The sequence below is a fragment of the Caballeronia sp. INML3B genome (genome assembly GCF_023631305.1).
Taxonomy (GTDB): domain Bacteria; phylum Pseudomonadota; class Gammaproteobacteria; order Burkholderiales; family Burkholderiaceae; genus Caballeronia; species Caballeronia turbans.
In genome coordinates this window covers 23484-44286 of record NZ_JALQDI010000051.1, presented here as the reverse complement: position 1 = coordinate 44286, position 20803 = coordinate 23484, and the positions used below count along the sequence as shown (strand labels likewise).

Genomic DNA, 20803 nt, shown 5'->3' with positions numbered 1-20803 from the left:
CCCTCGAAGGTGATTCACATGCAGAAGAAACAGCAGTTCGCGGACCGGCTACTCGCCCAGATGCCGTCGCTGCGCGCGCTCCGGTGTTTCGTCACCGCGGCGCGCTACGAAAGCTTCACGCAAGCCGCGGAAGTGCTGTGCGTCACGCAGGCGGCGGTAAGCCGGCAGATCAAGGAACTCGAAGACACGCTCGAAGTGGCGCTTTTCGAGCGCACTGGCCGGCACATCGCGCTGACCGACGCGGGCCGCATTCTCTACAACGCGTCGTATCTCTCGATCATGAACATCGCGGAGGCGGCGCAGGCGGTGCGGCGCGTCGATCGCCACGCGTTGACGCTCTGCATCTCTCATACCTTTTCGGCGCTCTGGCTTTCGTTCAGGCTGCCCGCGTTTCGCCAGCGCTTTCCGGACATCCGCCTGCATGTGATGGTGACCGAGCACTTCATGGAGCTCGACGAGCTCATGCAGCCCGATGTCATCATCACGAAGAATCCGCCGCGCGAGGCGGAGTATGAAGTCGAACCGCTCTTTCACGACATCGTGTATCCGGTGTGCAGCGCGCCTTTTCATGAGCGCTATTTCCGTGGGCGCACGCTCAAGCCGCTCGATCTGCTCGCGCATCCCACGCTGAGCCTTTCGCTGCTCGGTCGCGCGCAAGTGTGCGAGCACGTCGACTGGCGCGTGTGGAAGAACTGGTATCAGCAAGGCGACGGTTCCGAACGCCTCGATCAGCACGACAATTTCGAAAGCAACGACTATCGGCTGCTCGTCGCGCAGGCCGAAGCAGGCGAAGGGACGTTGCTCGGCTGGCATCATCTCGTGCATCGTCAGGTCGAACAAAAGAAGCTGGTCCGTCCCGTCGACGACGCGCTCGTGTTCCATGACCGTCATCACTATCTGATCACGCATCGCAACGCGAAATCGCGCCCGGAATACATGCAGTTTCGCGAATGGCTCGACGAGGAAATCGGCACGATGATGCAGCAATGGCCCGCGGCCGAATCGAAGGCCGTTCTCTGAGCGACGCATGAAACCTGCAACCGAAAAAACGAAAGGGTATCGGCGGCTCATTCCGTCGGTGACTGCGCTGGTCGAGTTCGAAGCTGTCGCGCGGCTCGGCAGCTTCACACTCGCGGCGCACGAACTGGGCGTCACGCAGGCCGCCGTGAGCCGGCAGGTGCGGTTCCTCGAAGAAACCCTGGGCACGCGGCTGTTTCGCCGCCTGCATCGCGCGATCGAACTGACCGGCGAAGGCGAGGCGCTGTATCGCGTCGTCGCCGAATCCATGCAGAAGATCGCGAGCGTGTTCGACCGCATCGCGCGCGGCCCCGTGCAGCAGGAGCTCGTGCTGGCCGCTACTTCCGCGTTCTCGCACTTCCGTCTCTTGCCGCGGCTCGCGTCGCTCAAGGCCGCGCAGCCCGATCTGCAACTGCGCCTGTCCACGCAAATGTTCACGGCGGATCTGCGGCACAAGGAGATCGATGTCGCGGTGCGCTTCGGCAACGGCGTCTGGCCGGACGGCACGGCGACGCTGCTCTTCGACGAGGAGGTATTTCCGGTCTGTTCGCCATCATGGCTCGAGGCGCAGGCAGAGCCGATGTCGCTGGAAGCGCTCGCGGGCACCGTGCTCGTCGAATCGGATTCGACTTCGGAAGGCTGGATGGGCTGGGAAGAATGGTTTCACGCGGTCGGCTTCAGGCCGATGCGCCTGAATTTCGCGCTGCGTTGCAGCCTCTACACGGACGCGATCCAGGCCGCGCGTTACGGCCAGGGCGTCGCGCTCGGATGGGGCCGGCTCGTTCACGATTTCCTCGAAAGCGGCGAACTGGTCAGGCTGCAAGTGGCGTCGTTCAAGCCGGACGATTGCTACTTCGCCGTGGTGCCGCACGGCCGCGCCATCACGCCCGCTATCGACGCTCTGATCAAGTGGCTGCGCGGCGATGCGCACGCATAACCCAAAGTCATCTGTCACGGAAAATAAAGCGTATTGACGCTATTTTTCAGCGATCCAATACTCGGGTTATCGCGGGACCACTCGAAGTCCCGATCCCTGAACGATGGAGAGCGACGATGTCCGAAGTGCAATGCAAGACTCTTGGCGAACTGATCCGCAGCCGCGAGCCCGGCCACGGATTGCCCGGCGAGCTGTTCGGGCGGCAGGACGTGTTCGAGAAGGATGTCGAGGTCTTTTTCCATAAGCACTGGATTCTGGTCGGCGTGACGGCGGACGTGCCGGAACCGGGTGATGTCTCCACGGTGGATATCGGCCGGGCTTCGATCATCATCGTTCGCGACGACGAGGAGAACATCCGCACTTATCGCAACGTCTGCCGTCATCGCGGCGCGCGCCTGAAGGAGGCCGGGAAATCGACGGTCGGCATGCTGGTGTGCCCGTATCACCAGTGGACCTACGATCTCGACGGCAGCCTGCGCCACGCCGCGCACATGGGCCGAGATTTCGATCCGAAGTGCCGCAGCCTGCTGCCGGTGCATACGCGCATCGTCGGCACGCATATCTTCGTGTGCCTTGCCGACGAACCGCCGACGGACATCGCGAAGCTCGAAGACACGATGGCGCCGCGGTTCGCGCCGTTCGACCTGCGCAACACGAAGATCGCGTTCGAATCTGAGATCATCGAGAACGGCAACTGGAAGCTCGTGATCGAGAACAACCGCGAGTGCTATCACTGCGCGGCGACGCATCCGGAACTGACCGCTTCGTTTCTGCCCGAGGATTTCGGCTTCAGCACGGAAAATCTCACGGAGGAAGCGCTCGGGGAAATCGAGGCCTACAAGGCCCGGAACGCGGCATGTCAGGCAAGCTGGGAGCGCGACGGCTTCACGAGCGCGACCGTCGAATGGCTGGACGAGGATGCCATCACGCAGTTCAGAACGCAGCAACTCGTCATCGCGGGACACGGCGAATCGCAGACCATCAGCACGAAGGTCGCGAGTCAAAAGCTGCTCGGCAATCTGCAGCGGCGCGATCTGGGCGACACGCATCTCTGGACGCACAACGCATGGACGCACGTGATGAGCGACCACGCGGTCATCTCGTACATCATCCCGCTCGCGCCGGATAAAACGCTCGTGCGCTCGAAATGGCTCGTGCACGCGGATGCGGTCGAGGGCGTCGATTATCAGATTCAGGATCTGACGGAAGTGTGGGTCGCGACCAACGCGCAGGACAAGCATCTGGTCGAGATCACGCATGAAGGCACGCAGGATCCCGCCTATCGGCCCGCTGTGTTCTCGCCGTTCACGGAGAGCTATGTGGAGCAGTTTTCGCGCTGGTACTCGGCTCGCCTGCGCGCCCACGGCGTCTGAATGACGCCCCCGCTCAGTGATCGGTCACGAAAGTCGGGTGGCGTGTGCGAATCTCGTCCACCTGACTGAGCGTGCCGGATAAATGCCTGCGCAGCGCGGCATCGGCTGCGTCGGCATCGCCTTTTTCAATGGCATCGACGATTTCCGTGTGATCTCGCACCACGGCCATCGTCTTGCCCTCGACCGGCAAATGCAGACGGCGCAGGCGGTCGATATGGCCGCTCAGTCTGCGCACGAGGTCCCAGAGTTGCGGTACGCCCGCGGCCTCATACATTTGCCGATGGAAAGCCTGGTCGAGCGCTGAAAACTGCTCGACGTCCTTCGGATCGAGCCACTCCGTCTGTTCCGCGATCGTCGCGCGCAGCCGCGCGACCAGCGACGCCCTGTGGTCCCGCGCCAGCGTGCGCACGACTTCGAGTTCGATCGAGCGGCGCAGAAAATGCGCCTGCATCGCCGACGCCACGCTGATCTGGCTTACGACCGTCGCGTGTTGCGGAAAGATGTCGACGAGTCCTTCTTCGCCGAGCTTCATCAGCGCATCGCGCACAGGCGTCTGGCTGAGGCCGTAGCGCGTTGCGAGTTCTGTGCGCGACAGCACCGTACCGGGCTCCAGTTCGAGCGAAAGGATCATTTCGCGCAGCCGCTCGAAAACCTGCGGCGCGGCATGGCGGGAGCGGTCGAGGCGATGGACCGTGGCGGAAGCGGCGTTTTTCATGTCAGAGGGAAAGCGGTTCGCGACTGAAACATTAGTACTATAGCCGCGCTCGGCGGCATGTGGCGGGGCAACTTCGAAAAGGACGATGAGCGTATACCCGACTGACACACTAATGTATTAGTGCTTTACGATGCCGGAACTCCTGCAACTTTCGAAGATGCCCGACATGACCCGCGATATCGCCATCACCCAGGTTCGAATCACGCCGATCGCCTTTCGCGACGGCCCGTTGCTTAACGCCGCGGGCATCCATGAGCCTTGGGCGTTGCGCGCTATCGTCGAGCTGGAGACGAGCGACGGGCGTGTCGGCATCTCCGAAACGTATGGCGACGAGCCGATGCTGCGCGTGCTCGATCAGGCCAGAGAGCTTGTGATCGGCCTGTCGCCGTTCGACCTGAACCGGATGGAAGAGCGTGTGCGCGCGACGATCAAGGCGACGCCCGGCGCCGTCGAGTTCGAACTCGCCCCCGGCTCGCATGCCGCGAAAAATGCGCCGAAGGTCATCAGCACGTTCGAAGTGGCGATGCTCGATCTGCAAGGGCAGATCGTCGGTGCGCCGGTCGTCGATCTCCTCGGCGGCAAGGTCCGCGACGCCGTGCCGTACAGCGCATATCTGTTTTTCAAGTACGCGGAACATATCGGCGAGCCCTATGCACCCGACGCGTGGGGCGAGGGCATCAGCCCGGAGCAGATCGTCGCGCAGGCGCAGCGCATGATCGACCTGTACGGTTTCCAGAGCATCAAGCTAAAGGGCGGCGTGTTCGAGCCCGCGCATGAAATCGCCTGCATGCAGGCGCTCGCGAAGGCGTTTCCCGGCGTGCCGCTGCGCCTCGATCCGAACGCGAACTGGACACTCGAGACGAGCATCGCGGCCGCGCCCGAGCTCGACGAGATTCTCGAATACTACGAGGACCCATGCCCCGGCCTCGAAGGCATGGCCGAACTGCAAAAGCACACGAAGCTGCCGCTCGCGACCAACATGGTCATCACCACGATGGACGACTTCCGTCGCGGCTGCAACATGGGCTCGATCAAGGTGCTGCTCTCCGATCACCACTACTGGGGCGGGCTGCGCGCAACGCAGACCCTCGCGCGCATGGCCCGGCTGTGGGGCTTCGGCATGTCGATGCATTCGAACTCGCACCTCGGCATCAGCCTGATGGCGATGACGCATGTCGCGGCGAGCGTGCCGAACCTCACGTATGCGTGCGACACACATTACCCGTGGCAGGAGGAAGAAGTGATCAAGGGCGGCCGCGTCAAATTCGATAACGGCGCGGTGCGCGTGCCGACGACGCCGGGTCTCGGTGTCGAGCTCGATCGCGAGCAGCTCGCCGCATTGCACGAGCAATACCTGACGTGCGGCGTGCGCAATCGCGACGACCTCTCGCAGATGCGCAAGTATCAGCCGGACTTCACCGGCAAGAACCCGCGCTTCTGAGTCATAGAACAAGTACACGCGCATTCCAGGAGACAACTTCATGAGCAGTTCCAGCGCGCTGTCGAGCGCCGTCCGCAAGATCAAGTGGCATGTGCTGCCGCTTTTCGTCGTGATGTTCATCGTCAATTACATCGACCGCGTGAACATTGGTTTCGTGCGCCAGCATCTGAGCGCGGATCTCGGCATCGGCGCGGCGGCCTATGGACTCGGCGCGGGCTTGTTCTTCGTGAGCTACGCGGTGTTCGAGGTGCCGTCGAACATGCTGATGCAGCGCTTCGGCGCGAAGGCGTGGCTCACACGCATCATGATCACGTGGGGGCTCGCGGCCGTGGGCATGGCCTTCGTGAAGGGCGAGACCTCCTTCTATGCGATGCGGCTTCTGCTCGGCGCGGCCGAAGCGGGCTTCTTCCCGGGCGTCGTGCTCTATTTCACGCAATGGCTGCCGCGCGATGAACGCGGCAAGGCGATGGCCGTCTTTCTGAGCGGCTCGGCGCTGGCTTCGGTATTCTCCGGCCCGATCTCGGGCGGGCTGATGCTGATCGAGGGCGTGGGGCTGCGCGGCTGGCAGTGGATGTTCATCATCGAAGGCATGGCGTCGGTCGTGCTCGCCGGCTTCGTATGGTTCTGGCTCGATTCGAAGCCGCGCGACGCGAAATGGCTCACGCCCGCCGAGCAGGATGCGGTCGTCGCCGAAATCGAGGACGAGCAGCGCCGTCGCGATGCCGCGCACACGAAGAAGCCATCGTCGTGGAGTCTGCTGCGCGATCCGCAGATCCTGATCTTCTGCCTGATCTATTTCTCGGTCTCGCTGACGATCTACGGCGCGACGTTCTGGCTGCCGAGCATCATCCGCAAGATGGGGCATCTCAACGATTTCCAGGTCGGCCTCTTCAACTCGATTCCGTGGCTTATCTCCATCGTCGCGATGTATCTGTTCGCGGCGCTCGCGGCACGCTTCAAGTTTCAGCAGGCGTGGGTCGCGTGCGTACTGCTGATCGCGGCGGCCGGCATGTATGCCGCGGGTCTCGGCAGTCCGGTCTTCTCGTTTGTCGCGATCTGCTTCGCGGCGATCGGTTTCAAGGCTGCATCGTCATGCTTCTGGCCGATTCCACAAGGTTATCTCGATGCGCGCATCGCGGCGCCCGTGCTCGCGCTGATCAACTCGATCGGCAATCTCGGCGGCTTCGTCGCGCCGGCCACGTTCGGCTTCCTCGAACAGAAGACGGGTTCGATTCAGGGCGGCTTGACGGGGCTCGCGGTGATGTCGGTCGTGGCTGCGGGTGTCGTGTTTTTCGCGCGCATGACGCCGCGCGCGGGGCGCGATGCAGCGGCGCTGCAACCGGGCGTGCAGAAGTAATCGCGCGGCAGCGGCAAGGCATGTAGCGGATCTCGCGCGTCGCTTCGTCGGCGGAACGGTGTATCAGGCCTTTCTCAGTGCCTTTTTCTATCATCGCTGGCATGCGCCGGTGAGCGGAACGATCGTGAAGGCGTATCTCGTCGATGGCACGTATTACTCCGACGCCGATGCCGAAGGTTACGACCCGAGCAGCCTCAACGATTCGCAAGGCTATATCACGGCGGTTGCCGCGCGTGCGGTGATCGTCATCGATTGCGACGATCCGGCCATCGGCGAAGTGGCGTGCGTCTTCGGCGGCATGGCGGAAGTCTCGTCATGCATGATCGATGCGCTGCCCGGACAGCGTGTGCGCAAGGGCGAAGAGCTCGGCTACTTTCAATATGGCGGCTCTACTTACTGCCTGATTTTCAGGCCCGGCGTGATCGAAAGCTTCGTGCGTCAGCCGCCATTCGATGACAAGGCGCCGCCCATTCAGGTCAATGCGCCTCTGTGCACGGCGCGTTGAAGCTCGATCTCCCGCGGCACGCCGCCCGATGATTGCCTGCGTTATTTGTGCAACTTGCTGCGCATCGAGGCGACGTCATTCGTCGTAACGGGGCGCGCGTCGTTGCCCCACGATGCACGCACGTAGGTCAGCACTTGCGCGATCTGCACGTCGGTCAGGCGGCCGGCGAAGGCGGGCATCGGCTGGCGCGGCGGACCGTGGATCGTCGCCGGGCTGTTACCGCCTTCGACGACGAGCCGTATCAGCGAAGTCGTGTCCTCACTGAGGACCGAGGGATTGCCCGCGAGCGAAGGGAACGCTTTCGGGACGCCTTTGCCGTCATCGCGATGGCATTGCGCGCAGAAACCCGCGTATACTGCGGCGCCTTGCTCGGGCGGGACATCGGGTGCGCGCGTCTTGAGACGGCCCCTCGCTGCGAGCGCGGGATCATATGCGCCATCTGCGGCGCCCGTCGCGGGCAGGCTCTTGAGATAGACGGCGATCGCGCGCAAGTCGTCATCGCTGAGATATTGCAGGCTGTCTTCCACCGTCTGGACCATGCTTCCATACGCGACGATGCCCGCGCCGTGGCCGGTCCCGAGAAACGCGGCGATATCCTCCGCGGACAGGCGCCCGAGCCCCGAGCCCATGTCCGCGCGCAGGTTCGGCGCAAACCAGTTGTCATTGATGCCGCCCGACAGATACGTCTTCGATGACTCGTCATAGCCCCGTTCCTGATAGGCGATACCGCGCGGCGTATGACACGACCCGCAGTGTCCGAGCGACTGCACCAGATACGCCCCGCGATTCCATGACGCATCCCGCGCGGCGTTCGGCTCGAACGTGTCCTTCGGCGCGAACGCCATCCGCCACACGCGCAGCGCCCAGCGCTGATTGAACGGAAACGGCACCTTGCTTTCCGGCGGCCGATACCTAATGGGCGGCACGCCGTGCATCATGTAGGCGTAGAGCGCACGCATGTCGGCGTCGGTGATCTTGACGAAGGCGGGATAGGGCATCGCGGGATACAGTCCCTTGCCGCCGCGCGCGACGCCTTCCCGCAGCGCCTTCGCGAAATCCTCATAGCTATAAGCACCGATGCCCGTCTCGCGATCCGGGGTGATGTTGCTGCTTACGATAGTGCCGAACGGCGAGGTCATTTCGAGCCCGCCCGCATAGGGCGCGCCGTCCGGCGTCGCAGTATGGCAGCCCGCGCAGTCGGCCGCTTTCGCGAGATACGCGCCGCGCGCGATTAAGTCGGGCGATGGCGCCGCATCGTTTGCCATGACCGCAACAGGCGATAGCAGCGCGAGCATGGCGAAGTGCGCAAGCGCACGCATGGATTTCATCGTCATCGCGCGCCGCTCCCGATGCGTGGCGGCCGCCGCGCGAGCCAGCGGGCGCCGACGAGCAGTGCGCCCACCAGATACGCGAGCCCGCCCGGCACCCACATCACGAGGCCGCCGAGTTGCTGATCCTGAAGCGGATCGAAGCCGAGCGCGAGCGTCGTCTCGATGCACGACGGATACCAGACGCCCGGCGCGAGCGTGAGCAGTGCGCCGAGCGCGCCGGTATGGACCATCGTCGTGAAGAGCGAAAGCATCGCGTGTGCATTGGGCGCGCCATGCGCCTCCGATGCGCGGCCGAACACCGACCACCAGAAAAGCAGCGCGCTCGCGAGAAAGCTCGCATGCTGAAGCGTGTGGATGCCGGGGCGCGCGAGCGCCGCTTCGAAAAAGCGCGGCGCATGCCAGCACCAGAGCGCTGCGGCGTGCAGGGTCCAGGCGACGGCGGGCAGCGTGAGCAAGCGCCATGGATGTCTGATCCAGCGCGAGCGCGTCGCCACGCCGATGCGCGTTCGCGCATTCGCAGGAAAAGCCCAAAGCCACACCGCGAGCGGCCGGCCGATCACGAGAAGCGGCGCGGCCACGAGCATCAGAAGCTCGTGCTGAAGCATATGCGCCGAGAAAAGCCAGTCGCTCAGCGCATGCAGCGGCGATACGAGCGCACCGACGAGCGTGAGCCAGCCCGCTAAAAACGCAAGGAGTCTGCCGGTGCGTTGCGAGCGACCTTGCGCGCCTCGCGTGCGCAGCCTCAGGTATCCGGCGATGTAGAGCGCCGCGCTTAGCACCAGCACGCCGACGACCCACGGCTCGAACGTCCACGCGAGCGGCGAAGCGTCCGTCGTCACGCCATGGGCATGGACATCGGCGCATGCGGCGAGGGCGCAAGGCAGCGCGCGTTTCAACAGGCGGACAGTAGCCATTGCGGTATCGAAATCGCGATCACGGACAAGACCGACAGCGCGCCCACGCCCGCCGCCACCGCCGCGATGAATCCTGCGCGCGCGGGACGATCGCCGGCATCGGGCGTCGGCAGGCCGAGCGTGCGCCGCGCGTCGCGCCAGCGCTGCCACGCGAGGAGCGTCGCGGCGACGCAGACGAGCAGGCTCGCGCCGCTCACGCCGTCGAGCAAGGCATGGCCGCCCAGGCGGCACGCGGGCGTCACCAGCGCGTAGTTCACGCTGAGGCATCCGAGCACGATCGAAGGCGCGCCGAGCAGCGCAAGCCAGGTTTTCATAAGCGAGCGGCCCAATAGATCACGGCGTAGATCGGCAGCCAGGTCAACACGACGAAGTACCAATAGAGCGCGTTCTCGCTGACATCGACGAGACGTTTGCCTTCGAATGGCCCCGTGAAAAGCAGCACGGTGAGCACGGCGGTATCGATGGTGTCGGTGATCAGGTGCGTCGTATGCAGCCCGAGCAGCAGCCAGACGACGGAGCCATACGCATTGGCGTACCAGCTCACGTTCAGCGAGGCGAACTCGAACCCGCGTATCACGAGAAACGCGAGCGATGCCACAAGGCAAACGACGAGCCATATCGCAGCCTTGCGGCGCTCGCCACGTTCCGCAGCGTTTTTTGCAAGCTGATTCGGCCACAGGCTCGCGATCAGCACAGCCGTATTGAGTGAGCCCCAGAGCAGGCCGGGCGCATCGGCGGCCATTGGCCAGGCCGGGGCGCGCGTGCGCAGATAGAAGTACATGATGACTGCGATCGCGAAGACCGTGCCTTCGATCAGCATCAGGCCCGTCGTGCTCCACCACATCAGGCTGCGATGGCTGAACGCGAAGGTCGGCAGCGTACGCACGTCGAGCACGAGATCGCTCGTGTCGATATCGTCGGGGCGAGTGTGATTCATGGACTTTGCTCCCGCTCGAGCGCCACGCGGTTCTCGCTGCGGCTCGGCCAGAACCAGAGGATCATGGCGACCGCGACCGGCAGCGACGCCCACACGATCGCCCACGGCGTATAGATCGAGCCGATGAAGAGCACGGTCGTCGCGACGGCGCTGACGAATGGCCAGATCGACGGCCTCGGAAACAGCGGCCGATGATCGGGCTGCGCATCGAGCACGCTCGTCACGAGCACTTCGCGCGCATCGGCGGCGAGGCCCGCGACGAACCTCGGTTGCGCGGAAGGCTCCCACAGCGGATCGCGGCCATGCACGACGGGAATCGCATCGAAGTTATGGGGCGGCGGCGGAGACGGCACGCTCCATTCGAGCGTGCCCGCGCCCCAAGGATCGGCCCTCGCCGGCACTTGACTGCGCGCGCTCTGCACGACATTGACGATGAAAAGCAGCACGCTCAACGCGATCACATATGCGCCGATGGTCGCCGTCATGTTCATGGCGTCCCAGCCGAGCCCGTGCGGATAAGTCCACACGCGCCGCGGCATGCCTTCGAGGCCGAGCAGATGCATCGGAAAGAACGTTACGTTGAAGCCGATGAAGAACAGCCAGAACTGCCATTTGCCGAGCCGCTCGCCGAGCATGCGGCCCGCGAACTTCGGGAACCAGTAATAGAACGCGCCGAACAACGGAAACACGGCGCCGCCCAGCAACACATAATGCAGATGCGCGACGACGAAGTACGTGTCATGCACCTGCAGGTCGAGCGGCACGGATGCCACCATAATGCCGGTCATCCCGCCCATCACGAGGATGAAGAAGAATGCGAGCACGAAGAGCAACGGCACGCGCAGATTGAGCTTTCCTGTCCACAGTGTGCCGATCCAGCAAAAGATCTGAATGGCCGATGGAATCGCGATCATCAGGCTCGCGGCGGTGAAGAAGCTCTTGCCCAGCTCCGGGATGTTGGTCGCGAACATGTGGTGCACCCACAGTCCGAACGCAAGAAACGCAGTGGCTATGAGTGACAGCACCATCGCGGGATAGCCGAACATCGGGCGGCGCGCGAAAGTCGGAATGATCGACGAGATGAAGCCGAGCGGCGGAATGAAGATCAGATAGACCTCGGGATGACCGAAGAACCAGAAAAGGTGTTGCCACAAGAGCACGTCGCCGCCCTTGGCCGGGTTATAGAAATGCGTGCCGACGAGGCGGTCGAGAATCAGCGCGGTGCTGCACAACATGACAGCAGGCATCGCGAAGATGACCATGAACTGCGTGACGAGCGTGGCCCACACGAACAGCGGCATGCGGTTAAGCGACATGCCGGGCGCGCGCAGCTTGAAGATCGTCGTGATGAGCACGACCGCTTCGAGCAGGCCCGACAACTCGGTGAACGTGATCATCTGCGCCCAGATATCGGCGCCCTTGTTCGGCGAGTAATCGGGACCGGCAAGCGGCACATAGCTGAACCAGCCCGCGTTCGGCGCGGTGTTCACGGCGAGCGACGCGAAGAGCAGCAGCCCGCCGAACAGAAAAACCCAGTAGGCATAGGCGTTCACGCGCGGAAAGGCGATGCTGCGCGCGCCGATCATCAGCGGCACGAGGAATGTGGCGACCGCCTGCATCACGGGCACGGCGAAGAGGAACATCATCGTCGTGCCGTGCATCGTGAAGAGTTCGTTATAGAGATTCGGCCCGATCAGGCGCTGATCGGCACGCGCGAGCTGCGCGCGCATGACGAGCGCGAGCAGTCCCGCAAGCAGGAAGAACACAAATGTCGTGACGATGAAGCGCCTTGCGATCGTCTTGTGATTGACCGCGCACAACATGCCGATGAACCCGGGCGGGTCGCTCCACGTCGCCGCGAGCGCCGCGCGCACTTCGGGCGATGCGTGCGGGCCGTCGACGAGACTGGGGGCGTTCGGCTCGTTGCTCATTTGAGCGTCTCCATCCACGTGAGCAGCGCATTCAGGTCGGCGGGCGGCAGGCGCGTGGGCGGCATGACCGTGCCGGGCTTGAGCGCGCGCGGATCGACTATCCATCCAGTCAGGTTGTCGCGATTGTTCGCCAGCGTGCCGGCGGCGAGCGTCCGGCGGCTCGCGATGTGCGTAAGATCCGGGCCGAGCGTGCCTTGCGCTCCGCTGCCGCGGACGGTGTGACAGCGCGCGCAATCCTGGCTCATGAACACGTCGCGGCCACGCACGGCGATTTCGTCCGAAGGCGTTTGCGCAGCCTTGCGCTGTTGCGCGGCCCATGCTTCGTACTGCGCGGGTGGATCGGCTGTGATCGAGAAGGCCATCAGCGCGTGTTCGTAGCCGCAGAACTCGGCGCATTGCCCGCGATAAACGCCTGCTTTATCGGCGCGGAATTCGATGGTCGCATCGCGCCCGGGAATCATGTCCCTCTTGCCGTGCAGGTTCGGCACCCAGAACGTGTGGATGACATCGGCGGCCTTTAACGATACGACGACTGGCCGCCCGACCGGGACGTGCAGCTCGTTTGCGAGCACGAAACCGGGCGCCTCGCCATCGGGAAGATAGCGCGCCTGCCACCACCATTGATAACCCGTCATCTCTATACGCAGCGCGTTGTCGACCGGAAGGCGCGAGAGCGCTCGATCCGTAAGTACGTCCGCGAGCACCAGCCCGAAGAGGAGAAATGTGGAAACGGCTGTCGAAGCGACGACCCAGAAGCGCACCTGCGGCTCGCGGCGGCCGATGGCGGACAGGTCCGCAGGCGTCGCGTGATCGGCACGTGGCGCGCGGATCATTGCGATCAGGCAGGCGAGCAGGATCGCTGCGAAAACGATGCAGCAGACGGCCAGTGTCAGATGCCAAAGATCTAGGATACGGCTGGCCTGAATGCCTGCCGGGCTCAGTGCGCTCTGCATGATCGCTCGCTGGACAGAAGGCGGACGTTCAGACTAGGGAGCAATCGCTGTGCCACGAAAGCGAAGGCTATCGGAAAGGGAATGCGGTTTGCTTGAGCCTCGCATAGAAGCATTAAGACGACGCTCGAGGCAAAGACATGGCCGAATCAGACAATGCCGCTCGCAAGAACGGCGCATACCCGTATTCGTCGGGCGGATGGGGATCGCTCAGGGCGGTCACGGGTGCGCTCATTCACGAGAAGGTGCCGCTCAAACTCAGCACTGTGCTGCTCAAGCAGAACAAGCCCGAAGGCTTCGCGTGCGTGAGCTGCTCATGGGCGAAGCCGGCCGATCCGCACACGTTCGAGTTCTGCGAAAGCGGCGCGAAGGCGACTGCGTGGGATCTCACGGCGAAGCGCATGACGCCGCAGTTCTTCGAGCTTCACACCGTCGCGGAGCTGTGCGCGTGGCATGACCACGATCTCGAAGACGCAGGACGTCTGACCGCGCCATTGCGCTATTACGCCACTACGGACAAGTACGTGAGCGTCACCTGGGAAGAAGCGTTCGAGGATATCGGCCGCGAGTTGCGCGCGTTCGATCCGAAGGGCGTCGCGTTCTATGCGTCGGGGCGCGCATCGCTGGAAACGTCGTACATGTACCAGCTTTTCGCACGCATGTACGGCACCAACAATCTGCCGGACAGCTCGAACATGTGTCACGAAAGCACGAGCGTCGGACTGAAGGAAGCCATTGGCGTGGGCGTCGGCACGGTTACGCTCGACGACTTCGAGAAGACCGATCTCATGTTCTTTTTCGGGCAGAACGTCGGGACCAATAGCCCGCGCATGCTGCATCAGCTTCAAGACGCCAGAAAACGCGGCGTGCCGATCATCACGTTCAACCCGTTGCGCGAGCCGGGCCTTTTGAAGTTCGCCAATCCGCAATCGCCGCTCGAGATGATGACGCCTGCGCATACGCAGATCAGCACGCAATACCATCAGGTGAAGACGGGCGGCGACACGGCGGCGTTGCTGGGCATCTGCAAGACCGTCATCGATGCCGACGATCGCGCGAAGGAACGCGGCGAGCCGCGCGTGCTCGATGTCGATTTCATCGATACGCACACCGTGGGGTTCGAAGCCTTCGCGGACTATGTGCGCGCCGCGTCGTGGAGCGAGATCGAGCGCGTGGCGGGACTGCCGCGTGCGGACCTCGAAGCCGCGGCCGCGGAATACATGCGTGCGAACGCGGTGATGGCGCACTACGGCATGGGGATCACGCAACACAGAGAGGGCGTGCAGAACGTGCGCATGCTGTGCAATCTCCTGTTTTTGCGCGGCAACATCGGCAAGCCGGGCGCGGGGCCGTCGCCGGTGCGCGGACATTCGAACGTGCAGGGGCAACGCACAGTGGGCATTACCGAGAAGCCAGAACTCGCGCCGCTCGACAAGCTCGCAAGCCAGTTCGGATTCGAGCCGCCGCGCGAGAAGGGCATGAACATCGTTGAAACTTTCGAGGCGATGCTCGACGGCAAAGTCAGCGCGATCATCAATCTCGGCGGCAATCTCGTGCGTTCGGTTCCGGACCGCATGCGGATCGAACCGGCCTGGCGCAACCTGAAGCTCACGGTCAATGTTGCGACGAAACTGAATCGAAGTCATCTCGTGCACGGCGAGAAGTCGTACATCTTGCCTTGCCTGAGCCGCATCGAAATCGACACGCAGGCAAGCGGGGCGCAGGCCGTGTCGATGGAAGACAGCACTGGCTGCATTCATGGCTCGCGCGGTGTGGCAGAACCTGCATCGCACGATGCGCGCTCGGAGCCGTATATCGTCGCGGAACTGGCAAAGCACACGCTCGGCGCACGCTCGACCGTGGACTGGGACCGGTGGCGCAACGACTATGCGCTGGTGCGCGACGAGATCGCGAAGACCTATCCCGAGACCTTTCACGACTTCAACGAAAGAATGTGGACGCCGGGTGGCTTCCCGCGCGATCTGCCGGCGCGCGAACGCAAGTGGAAGACGAAGAGCGGCAAGGCGGAGTTCTTCGTGCCCGAGACTCTTATCGAAGATCCCGACATGCCCGAGCGCGAGCCGCAATCGTTGCGTCTCATGACGCTGCGCAGCGACAGCCAGTTCAACACGACGATCTATAGTCTCGACGACCGATTTCGCGGCATCCGCGGCGAGCGCATGGTGATCTTCATGTGCGAGGCCGACATGACGCGCCACGGGCTCAAGAAAGACGACCGCGTGACGTTGCGCACGATTTCCGACGATGGTTTCGAGCGACGCGTCGCAGGCTTGCGCATACAGCCCTACGACATACCGCAGGGATGCATCGCGGGTTATTACCCGGAGTGCAACCCGCTGCTGCCGCTATGGCATCACGCGAAGGAAAGCAAAGTGCCGGCGGCCAAGTCGATTCCGGTGTTGATCGTCGAGGTCAACGGCACGCCGCGAAGCGTGACGTGAATCACGCATCACGTGCGATGCGGCGCGCGCCTGCGGGCCGCAGACAACGCGCGATAGCGAGCGCGCCCAGCGAGATGACGGCAAGCGACGCGAGCGGAAACGTGCCGGCCGTATTCGCCGCGATCGCAGACGGATGATGTTGAGCGACGAGTTGCATGCGGCGCTTCGTCATGCGCATGCCGAGTTCGGATAGCTGTGACGCGAGCGCGCGCTCGGCGGTCGGCAGCAAGACAGTTTCTTCGTCCGCGACGTGATGCATCACTTCGCGCATGAGCTGCATGAAGCGCGCATCGTACGCGGCGTCTTGCGGACCCATTGCACGCAGCTTGGCGATCTCTTCCCTCATCGCGTCGTGCTCGGGCTTGCTCTTCGTGAGACGCTCGTCGCCGGCCATGACCTCGCTGAGCGCGGGATAGAAGATTTCTTCTTCCAGTTGTGCATGAATTTCCAGTGCCGTGCAGGCAAGCTCGACGATGGCGCGTTTTCTCCACCAAGGCGTTTGCGCGTGATAGCGATGAAAGGCCGCCATCACGTGCGTGTGATCCATGCGGATCATGGTCGTGATGGAAGGGGAACAGGATGACATGTCCACGATGACTCCTCGCCGCATTGCGGGGCTACTTTATTGTGGGGAATTCGCGCTACCGTGCTTTTACGGCACGACACTCATACAGCAAGCGTTATTCCGCGTCGGATTATCGCTGCGTCGAATGACGGATGTGTCGGCAGCGCTGCGGCATGACACTTGCACGTACCGAGGGCTCACTTCCAAAGGAGACGTCATGAGTATCTTTTCCAATATCCTGAACAAGATCTTTCACCACGACAGCGCGCCCGCCAACGCGAGCCCAGCCGCCGGACAGCCGGCCGCGCCGGCCGCGCCGGCTTCATCAACGCCCGCTGCCGCGCCTGGTTCCGCGCCTGCGCAGTCCGCGCCGACGCAGGCCGCCGCGCCTATGCAGGAAGTCGATGTCGAAGCGGTGCTGACCAAGATGCAGGCAAGTCACGGCGAACGACTCAACTGGCGAACGTCGATCGTCGATCTGATGAAGCTGCTCGGCCTCGACAGCAGCCTGTCTGCGCGCAAGGAACTCGCGGCGGAATTGCATTACACGGGAAATACGGAGGACTCGGCCGCGATGAATATATGGCTTCACAAGCAGGTCATGCAGAAGCTCGCGGAAAACGGCGGCAAAGTACCTGATGATTTGAAGTAACAGTCCCGCATCGCGGCGATGGCAAACCGAACGATGGTTCGCCATCGCCGCGCAAGGCGCGGGTCGCGCGTCAGCTCGCCTTGCCTGCGCCGAGATCCGCGCCCGTTGTCGGATCGCTCGACGGATCGGATGCGGTGCGCGAGACCATCGCCTGGAGCGTCTCTACGTCCTGCTCCGATACGCTCACCGTCGCGGTGCCGTCGCCGCCATCCACGGCCGGCTGCGGATCTTCGACGAACTTCCAGTCGCCGCCTTCATTCCACGGACCGCGTGCATCGCCGTCCTTCGACATGTTGAAGTAGACGCTCGTGAACTCCGGATTGCCCGGCAACTTGCCTTGCGGGAAGTTTGGCTGAATGGCGTGCAAGGCCTTCTCGAACGACTTCTGATGTGCGATCTCGCGCGTCATCAGAAAGCCGAGCGCGTCCCTGATGCCGGGATCGTCGGTCACATTGATGAGACGCTCATAGACGATCTTCGCGCGGGCCTCGGCCGCGATGTTCGAGCGCAGATCGGCGGTCGGTTCACCGATGGTGTCGATGTAGGCTGCGGTCCACGGCACGCCCGCGGAGTTGGTGAGCGCGGGGCCGCCGCCGTAAAGCAGCGCGGTGGTGTGCGAGTCGTTGCCGCCGCCCGTGAGTGACCGGTACAACTCCGCTTCCGATTCCACCGCTTCCGCGAGCTGACCCTTCGCGCCCTTGTTCAGCATCGCGACGATGGAGCCGATCACTTCGAGATGGCTCAACTCCTCGGTGGCGATATCGAAAAGCAGGTCCTTGCGGCCCGGATCGTCTTCCGCAACTGCCTGAGTGAAATAACGACAGGCCGCGGCGAGTTCGCCTTGCGGGCCGCCGAACTGTTCCAGCATGAGATTGGCGAGGCCGGGATTCGGACCGGCGACGCGCACGGTGTATTGCAGGCGCTTGTTATGAACAAACATGATGACGTTTCCTTGTGTAAGGCGAGCGGGGTCCCTGCCTTGAACCAGCGCTCGTCTGGGTTGCACATGTCGTTGGGCTCGCAGCGACTGAGAGGAGCGGGATTACGTCACTTGCAGTCTGGTACCGCGAGTCTCAGCGCGAGGTCTTGCGCTGGCGAAGACGCGGCCTGAATCGACCACGTCGTGGATAAAGTGCTAAAGGGCCAAAAAAATCGTCGACGAAAAGCGAGGTCGGCGCATCACATTTCAGCAACGGCTGTGCCACCGATTCTCATTTCGGCCGCAGCTCTCGGGCCAATGCGTTCACGTTGCGCGGGTGGGTATCGCAGGCATGCGCGGTGCTCCAGGTGGTGACAGGACACTCCGTCTCGACTGAAACCTCGCTGGAGCAGCAACGATGACAATCCAGAGAAAGATCGCCAACTGGCGCAGGATCGGCCACTTCTGCACGAGACGCCTCGTCGACTATGGCGAGCTGATTCCGATCGAACTCGCTGAAACCAAGAAGCGCGTATTGCACGAAGTGGTCGCGCTCGTGGCGCTCACGATCGGTGCGCTGTTCACGTTGTCTTTCGTGTCGATCGCCGTAATCGTGACCGCGGCGAGCACGCCGTATCTCGTGCTGACGGCGTGGTGCGTCGCGGGCGCCTGGTTCGCGGTTGCGGTGATCGCCGTCATTGTGATGATGTCGCGCAAGCCGGCGCAGCCGTTTCAAATGCTGCGCGAACAATTGCAACGCGACGCGGATGCCATCAGGGAGGCAGCGCAATGAAGCATGCCGAAGCTCAGGGAGCCGTGCTCGCGCGCATGGCGGAATCGCGCGCGGAGCTGATTGCCGCGCACACTGCGGACGGACCCTTGCGTGTCACGCGCGTTCCGCGTGCGCTGCCGACGACGCGCCCCGTGCCGTGGTTTCTGCGCTCTCCCAACGCCGAGTTGATTGCACTCGCGCTCGTCGGCATCACCATTCTCGGTGTGCGCCGAACGGTGCAGACGGCGGTCGGCGCGGGATTGAGCGCATCGACACATCGTGCGTTCTCCGATGTGCTCGACGCGCTGCGCGGATGACCAGCGGATGCGCGCGCCCAACGTCGGGCGCGCCGCTTCTTCTTTATATTGGCCAGAATCAATGCAGGCGCATCGTGTTATCGCCAGCATCTTTCGGGATCTTCGCCTCCAGCTTTTCCTTGCGCTGAATCAGCTTCTTGCCGAGCGCACCGAGATCGGCGCCGGACTTTCGCAGCTTGGGAAACAAGTCTGACTCTTCTTCTTCGATGTGATGACGCACCATCTCGCTCATCACCTTGAAGGTGGCATCGAAACCGGGTTCGCCTGCTTTGAGCTTCGTGAATTTGTCGATCAGCACCTTCACGAGAAAGTGTTCGACATAGGCTTCCTCGACATCGGGGCGGTCGTCTTCTTCTAGCGCTTCCTGCGCTGCGGGATAAAGCAGTTCTTCCTCGATCATCGCGTGAACCGTGAGCTCTTCACAGGCGCGTCGCACGAGTGTGGACTTGGCATCCAGATCGTCCTTCTGGGTTTTCTCGAACGCATCGAACAGCTTTTCGACGGCGCGATGATCATCCGTCAGCAATTGAATGGCATCCTGACTTTGCGTGACGGCGGAAGTCGCGGCAGTCGTGTCCTGGGTGGGGGTCGGGCGGGGCATCGTGTTCTCCATTTCGGATTGTCAGGTGTCACGATGTAGAGCAAAGCGCGGACCCGATCAGCGGAACGCGTTCAATCAGGTTCATCCTTGTTCGATACTGTGAGTGAACTCGATTAATCCGATGACAAGAAAGTCGAGAGTCGTGTCAACCTTCCGATCATACGCGGTTGTTATGCAACTCCTGCGGACCGCCGAATTGCTCGAGCCGCAGATTCGCCAGACCCGGATTGGGAGCGGCGACGCGGACTGTGTACTGCAGATGCTTGCTATGCCCGAACATTACTTCGTGTATTTCGCGAGGACGACGCGCGAGAACGAGTTCATGAACTGCTCGACACGCTCGAAGCCGCCCGCGTCCTGTGCGAACACCGACAGGCTGTCGATCAGATGCGTGAGCAGGAAGATCAGGTCTTCCTTGGGCGTGTCGCGCTTAAGCTCGCCGCTGCGGCTCGCATGCGCTACCGCGAACTCCACCGCGCCGTGGATTTCGGTAGTGAAGCCCGCGAGCGCGGCGCGCGCTTCGTCGGTGAGGACGTCGCTTTCGAGGCGCAGCCGGCCGATCAGGCTCCACGGCTTGCGCGTCTTGCCGTTGGGGTTGTACTTGCGAAAGAGATTGCGGTTGAAGGCGATTTCCGCCTGCACCTTTTCCTGCAAGGACATGGTTTCGTCGAGCCAGATATTCTTCTGACCTTCCGTTGCGCCTGCCACGTAATCCTTCACCACCTCCTCGACGAGACTGTTCTTGTTGCCGAAGTGATAGTGGATGTTGGTCGTCGTGATGCCGAGCTCCTTCGCGATCACGCCGAACGTCGTCTTGTGATAACCGTGCGCGATCAGAAGCCGTTTGGCCACGTCCTTGATGCTGTCGTACATGGACGACCGCTGCCGGGTAGCTGGAGCCGTCTTGTCGGTTCTTGCGGTCTTCTCGGTCTGACTCAAGGTTTTCCCTCGGTGAGGATCGGTGTGGTGACTAAGCCTCATACGGGGCGAAGCAACGGCTGATTTTACACGACCCCTATCGGCCGGCCGCGTTCCTCCGTGTGCTTCGAGCGTCTTCGCATCCACTGTGTAGCCTCCATTTCTCCGTCCTCGAAATTCCCGTTGCGC

Annotated in this window: 20 protein-coding genes and 2 pseudogenes; 10 read left to right on the top strand and 12 right to left on the bottom strand. The window is 62.9% G+C overall.

What is annotated here, in order from left to right:
- The first annotated feature begins 18 nt into the window (after window positions 1-18).
- The 3 genes from NCS58_RS22940 to NCS58_RS22930 all read left to right on the top strand — a co-directional run bounded on the left by NCS58_RS22940 (window position 19) and on the right by NCS58_RS22930 (window position 3327).
- A complete protein-coding gene (locus NCS58_RS22940) occupies window positions 19-1020 on the top strand; it encodes a LysR family transcriptional regulator (protein ID WP_061117061.1) in 1002 nt (333 codons plus the stop codon).
- A gap of 7 nt (window positions 1021-1027) precedes the next feature.
- The gene (locus tag NCS58_RS22935) at window positions 1028-1954 is read left to right on the top strand and encodes a LysR substrate-binding domain-containing protein (RefSeq protein ID WP_061117060.1); all 927 of its coding nucleotides are present in this window, start codon (window positions 1028-1030) and stop codon (window positions 1952-1954) included.
- Window positions 1955-2070: 116 nt separating this feature from the next.
- Entirely contained in the window at window positions 2071-3327 is a 1257-nt protein-coding gene (locus NCS58_RS22930; protein WP_250477674.1) for an SRPBCC family protein, read from the top strand.
- Between the two features lie 13 nt (window positions 3328-3340).
- On the opposite strand, the gene NCS58_RS22925 is transcribed toward NCS58_RS22930, so the two are convergent.
- Window positions 3341-4042, bottom strand: a complete 702-nt coding sequence (locus tag NCS58_RS22925; RefSeq protein WP_061117058.1) for a GntR family transcriptional regulator — start codon at window positions 4040-4042, stop codon at window positions 3341-3343.
- Between the two features lie 166 nt (window positions 4043-4208).
- On the opposite strand from NCS58_RS22925, the gene NCS58_RS22920 reads away from it, so the two are divergent.
- From NCS58_RS22920 to NCS58_RS22910, 3 genes and pseudogenes are all read left to right on the top strand, one after another.
- Window positions 4209-5483 (top strand): glucarate dehydratase family protein, encoded by a 1275-nt coding sequence (locus tag NCS58_RS22920; protein WP_250477673.1) that lies wholly within the window; start codon window positions 4209-4211, stop codon window positions 5481-5483.
- 40 nt (window positions 5484-5523) lie between these two features.
- Window positions 5524-6840, top strand: coding sequence for an MFS transporter (locus NCS58_RS22915; protein ID WP_061117057.1), 1317 nt, complete (start codon window positions 5524-5526; stop codon window positions 6838-6840).
- A gap of 28 nt (window positions 6841-6868) precedes the next feature.
- Window positions 6869-7345 (top strand): annotated as a pseudogene (locus NCS58_RS22910) (phosphatidylserine decarboxylase); the annotation flags it as partial.
- A 41-nt stretch (window positions 7346-7386) separates the two neighbouring features.
- Here NCS58_RS22910 and NCS58_RS22905 read toward each other — a convergent pair.
- Genes NCS58_RS22905 through NCS58_RS22880 form a run of 6 tightly spaced genes read right to left on the bottom strand, consistent with a single transcriptional unit; the run spans window position 7387 to window position 13411 of the window.
- The gene (locus tag NCS58_RS22905; RefSeq protein WP_086960849.1) at window positions 7387-8679 is read right to left on the bottom strand and encodes a cytochrome c; all 1293 of its coding nucleotides are present in this window, start codon (window positions 8677-8679) and stop codon (window positions 7387-7389) included.
- A complete protein-coding gene (locus NCS58_RS22900) occupies window positions 8676-9590 on the bottom strand; it encodes a cytochrome c oxidase assembly protein (RefSeq protein ID WP_061117056.1) in 915 nt (304 codons plus the stop codon). The genes NCS58_RS22905 and NCS58_RS22900 overlap by 4 nt, the downstream gene beginning before the upstream one ends.
- A complete protein-coding gene (locus NCS58_RS22895) occupies window positions 9569-9904 on the bottom strand; it encodes a hypothetical protein (RefSeq protein WP_061117055.1) in 336 nt (111 codons plus the stop codon). Before NCS58_RS22895 ends, NCS58_RS22900 begins: the two co-directional genes overlap by 22 nt.
- Window positions 9901-10527, bottom strand: a complete 627-nt coding sequence (locus NCS58_RS22890) for a cytochrome c oxidase subunit 3 (RefSeq protein WP_061117054.1) — start codon at window positions 10525-10527, stop codon at window positions 9901-9903. Before NCS58_RS22890 ends, NCS58_RS22895 begins: the two co-directional genes overlap by 4 nt.
- Window positions 10524-12458, bottom strand: coding sequence for a cytochrome c oxidase subunit I (ctaD, locus tag NCS58_RS22885; RefSeq protein WP_061117053.1), 1935 nt, complete (start codon window positions 12456-12458; stop codon window positions 10524-10526). Before ctaD ends, NCS58_RS22890 begins: the two co-directional genes overlap by 4 nt.
- Complete coding sequence (locus NCS58_RS22880) at window positions 12455-13411, bottom strand: cytochrome c oxidase subunit II (RefSeq protein WP_061117052.1); 957 nt, start codon at window positions 13409-13411, stop codon at window positions 12455-12457. The genes ctaD and NCS58_RS22880 overlap by 4 nt, the downstream gene beginning before the upstream one ends.
- 137 nt (window positions 13412-13548) lie before the next feature.
- Here NCS58_RS22880 and NCS58_RS22875 point away from each other — a divergent pair, with 137 nt between their 5' ends.
- The gene (locus NCS58_RS22875) at window positions 13549-15870 is read left to right on the top strand and encodes an FdhF/YdeP family oxidoreductase (protein ID WP_061117051.1); all 2322 of its coding nucleotides are present in this window, start codon (window positions 13549-13551) and stop codon (window positions 15868-15870) included.
- 1 nt (window position 15871) lies between these two features.
- Here NCS58_RS22875 and NCS58_RS22870 read toward each other — a convergent pair whose 3' ends face one another.
- Window positions 15872-16456 carry a hemerythrin domain-containing protein gene (locus tag NCS58_RS22870; protein ID WP_086960847.1) on the bottom strand — a complete coding sequence of 195 codons (585 nt, stop codon included), beginning with the start codon at window positions 16454-16456 and terminating at the stop codon, window positions 15872-15874.
- Between the two features lie 196 nt (window positions 16457-16652).
- Between NCS58_RS22870 and NCS58_RS22865 the strand changes: the two genes are divergently transcribed.
- Window positions 16653-17087 carry a DUF3597 domain-containing protein gene (locus tag NCS58_RS22865; RefSeq protein ID WP_061117049.1) on the top strand — a complete coding sequence of 145 codons (435 nt, stop codon included), beginning with the start codon at window positions 16653-16655 and terminating at the stop codon, window positions 17085-17087.
- A gap of 70 nt (window positions 17088-17157) precedes the next feature.
- Here NCS58_RS22865 and NCS58_RS22860 read toward each other — a convergent pair whose 3' ends face one another.
- Window positions 17158-18027, bottom strand: a complete 870-nt coding sequence (locus NCS58_RS22860; RefSeq protein WP_061117048.1) for a manganese catalase family protein — start codon at window positions 18025-18027, stop codon at window positions 17158-17160.
- Window positions 18028-18424: 397 nt separating this feature from the next.
- On the opposite strand from NCS58_RS22860, the gene NCS58_RS22855 reads away from it, so the two are divergent.
- Together NCS58_RS22855 and NCS58_RS22850 are read left to right on the top strand one after the other, a co-directional pair.
- Window positions 18425-18799, top strand: a complete 375-nt coding sequence (locus NCS58_RS22855; RefSeq protein WP_061117047.1) for a phage holin family protein — start codon at window positions 18425-18427, stop codon at window positions 18797-18799.
- Window positions 18796-19095 (top strand): hypothetical protein, encoded by a 300-nt coding sequence (locus NCS58_RS22850; RefSeq protein WP_250538889.1) that lies wholly within the window; start codon window positions 18796-18798, stop codon window positions 19093-19095. Before NCS58_RS22855 ends, NCS58_RS22850 begins: the two co-directional genes overlap by 4 nt.
- 58 nt (window positions 19096-19153) lie before the next feature.
- Here NCS58_RS22850 and NCS58_RS22845 read toward each other — a convergent pair whose 3' ends face one another.
- From NCS58_RS22845 to NCS58_RS22835, 3 genes and pseudogenes are all read right to left on the bottom strand, one after another.
- Window positions 19154-19696, bottom strand: a complete 543-nt coding sequence (locus NCS58_RS22845) for a hemerythrin domain-containing protein (RefSeq protein ID WP_061117264.1) — start codon at window positions 19694-19696, stop codon at window positions 19154-19156.
- Window positions 19697-19877: 181 nt separating this feature from the next.
- Window positions 19878-19976, bottom strand: a pseudogene (locus NCS58_RS22840) (manganese catalase family protein); the annotation flags it as partial.
- On the bottom strand, window positions 19976-20569 hold the full coding sequence (locus NCS58_RS22835) for a TetR/AcrR family transcriptional regulator (RefSeq protein ID WP_061117045.1): 594 nt from the start codon (window positions 20567-20569) through the stop codon (window positions 19976-19978). The gene NCS58_RS22835 and the pseudogene NCS58_RS22840, both read right to left, overlap by 1 nt.
- Window positions 20570-20803: the final 234 nt, after the last annotated feature.

Excerpts from the sequence above, each read along its gene's own strand:
- NCS58_RS22940 (WP_061117061.1), top strand. The coding sequence starts at position 19 with ATGCAGAAGAAACAGCAGTTCGCGGACCGGCTACTCGCCCAGATGCCG.
- NCS58_RS22935 (WP_061117060.1), top strand. The coding sequence starts at position 1,028 with ATGAAACCTGCAACCGAAAAAACGAAAGGGTATCGGCGGCTCATTCCG.
- NCS58_RS22930 (WP_250477674.1), top strand. The coding sequence starts at position 2,071 with ATGTCCGAAGTGCAATGCAAGACTCTTGGCGAACTGATCCGCAGCCGC.
- NCS58_RS22925 (WP_061117058.1), bottom strand. The coding sequence starts at position 4,042 with ATGAAAAACGCCGCTTCCGCCACGGTCCATCGCCTCGACCGCTCCCGC.
- NCS58_RS22920 (WP_250477673.1), top strand. The coding sequence starts at position 4,209 with ATGACCCGCGATATCGCCATCACCCAGGTTCGAATCACGCCGATCGCC.
- NCS58_RS22915 (WP_061117057.1), top strand. The coding sequence starts at position 5,524 with ATGAGCAGTTCCAGCGCGCTGTCGAGCGCCGTCCGCAAGATCAAGTGG.
- NCS58_RS22905 (WP_086960849.1), bottom strand. The coding sequence starts at position 8,679 with ATGACGATGAAATCCATGCGTGCGCTTGCGCACTTCGCCATGCTCGCG.
- NCS58_RS22900 (WP_061117056.1), bottom strand. The coding sequence starts at position 9,590 with ATGGCTACTGTCCGCCTGTTGAAACGCGCGCTGCCTTGCGCCCTCGCC.
- NCS58_RS22895 (WP_061117055.1), bottom strand. The coding sequence starts at position 9,904 with ATGAAAACCTGGCTTGCGCTGCTCGGCGCGCCTTCGATCGTGCTCGGA.
- NCS58_RS22890 (WP_061117054.1), bottom strand. The coding sequence starts at position 10,527 with ATGAATCACACTCGCCCCGACGATATCGACACGAGCGATCTCGTGCTC.
- ctaD (WP_061117053.1), bottom strand. The coding sequence starts at position 12,458 with ATGAGCAACGAGCCGAACGCCCCCAGTCTCGTCGACGGCCCGCACGCA.
- NCS58_RS22880 (WP_061117052.1), bottom strand. The coding sequence starts at position 13,411 with ATGCAGAGCGCACTGAGCCCGGCAGGCATTCAGGCCAGCCGTATCCTA.
- NCS58_RS22875 (WP_061117051.1), top strand. The coding sequence starts at position 13,549 with ATGGCCGAATCAGACAATGCCGCTCGCAAGAACGGCGCATACCCGTAT.
- NCS58_RS22870 (WP_086960847.1), bottom strand. The coding sequence starts at position 16,456 with ATGTCATCCTGTTCCCCTTCCATCACGACCATGATCCGCATGGATCAC.
- NCS58_RS22865 (WP_061117049.1), top strand. The coding sequence starts at position 16,653 with ATGAGTATCTTTTCCAATATCCTGAACAAGATCTTTCACCACGACAGC.
- NCS58_RS22860 (WP_061117048.1), bottom strand. The coding sequence starts at position 18,027 with ATGTTTGTTCATAACAAGCGCCTGCAATACACCGTGCGCGTCGCCGGT.
- NCS58_RS22855 (WP_061117047.1), top strand. The coding sequence starts at position 18,425 with ATGACAATCCAGAGAAAGATCGCCAACTGGCGCAGGATCGGCCACTTC.
- NCS58_RS22850 (WP_250538889.1), top strand. The coding sequence starts at position 18,796 with ATGAAGCATGCCGAAGCTCAGGGAGCCGTGCTCGCGCGCATGGCGGAA.
- NCS58_RS22845 (WP_061117264.1), bottom strand. The coding sequence starts at position 19,696 with ATGCCCCGCCCGACCCCCACCCAGGACACGACTGCCGCGACTTCCGCC.
- NCS58_RS22835 (WP_061117045.1), bottom strand. The coding sequence starts at position 20,569 with ATGTACGACAGCATCAAGGACGTGGCCAAACGGCTTCTGATCGCGCAC.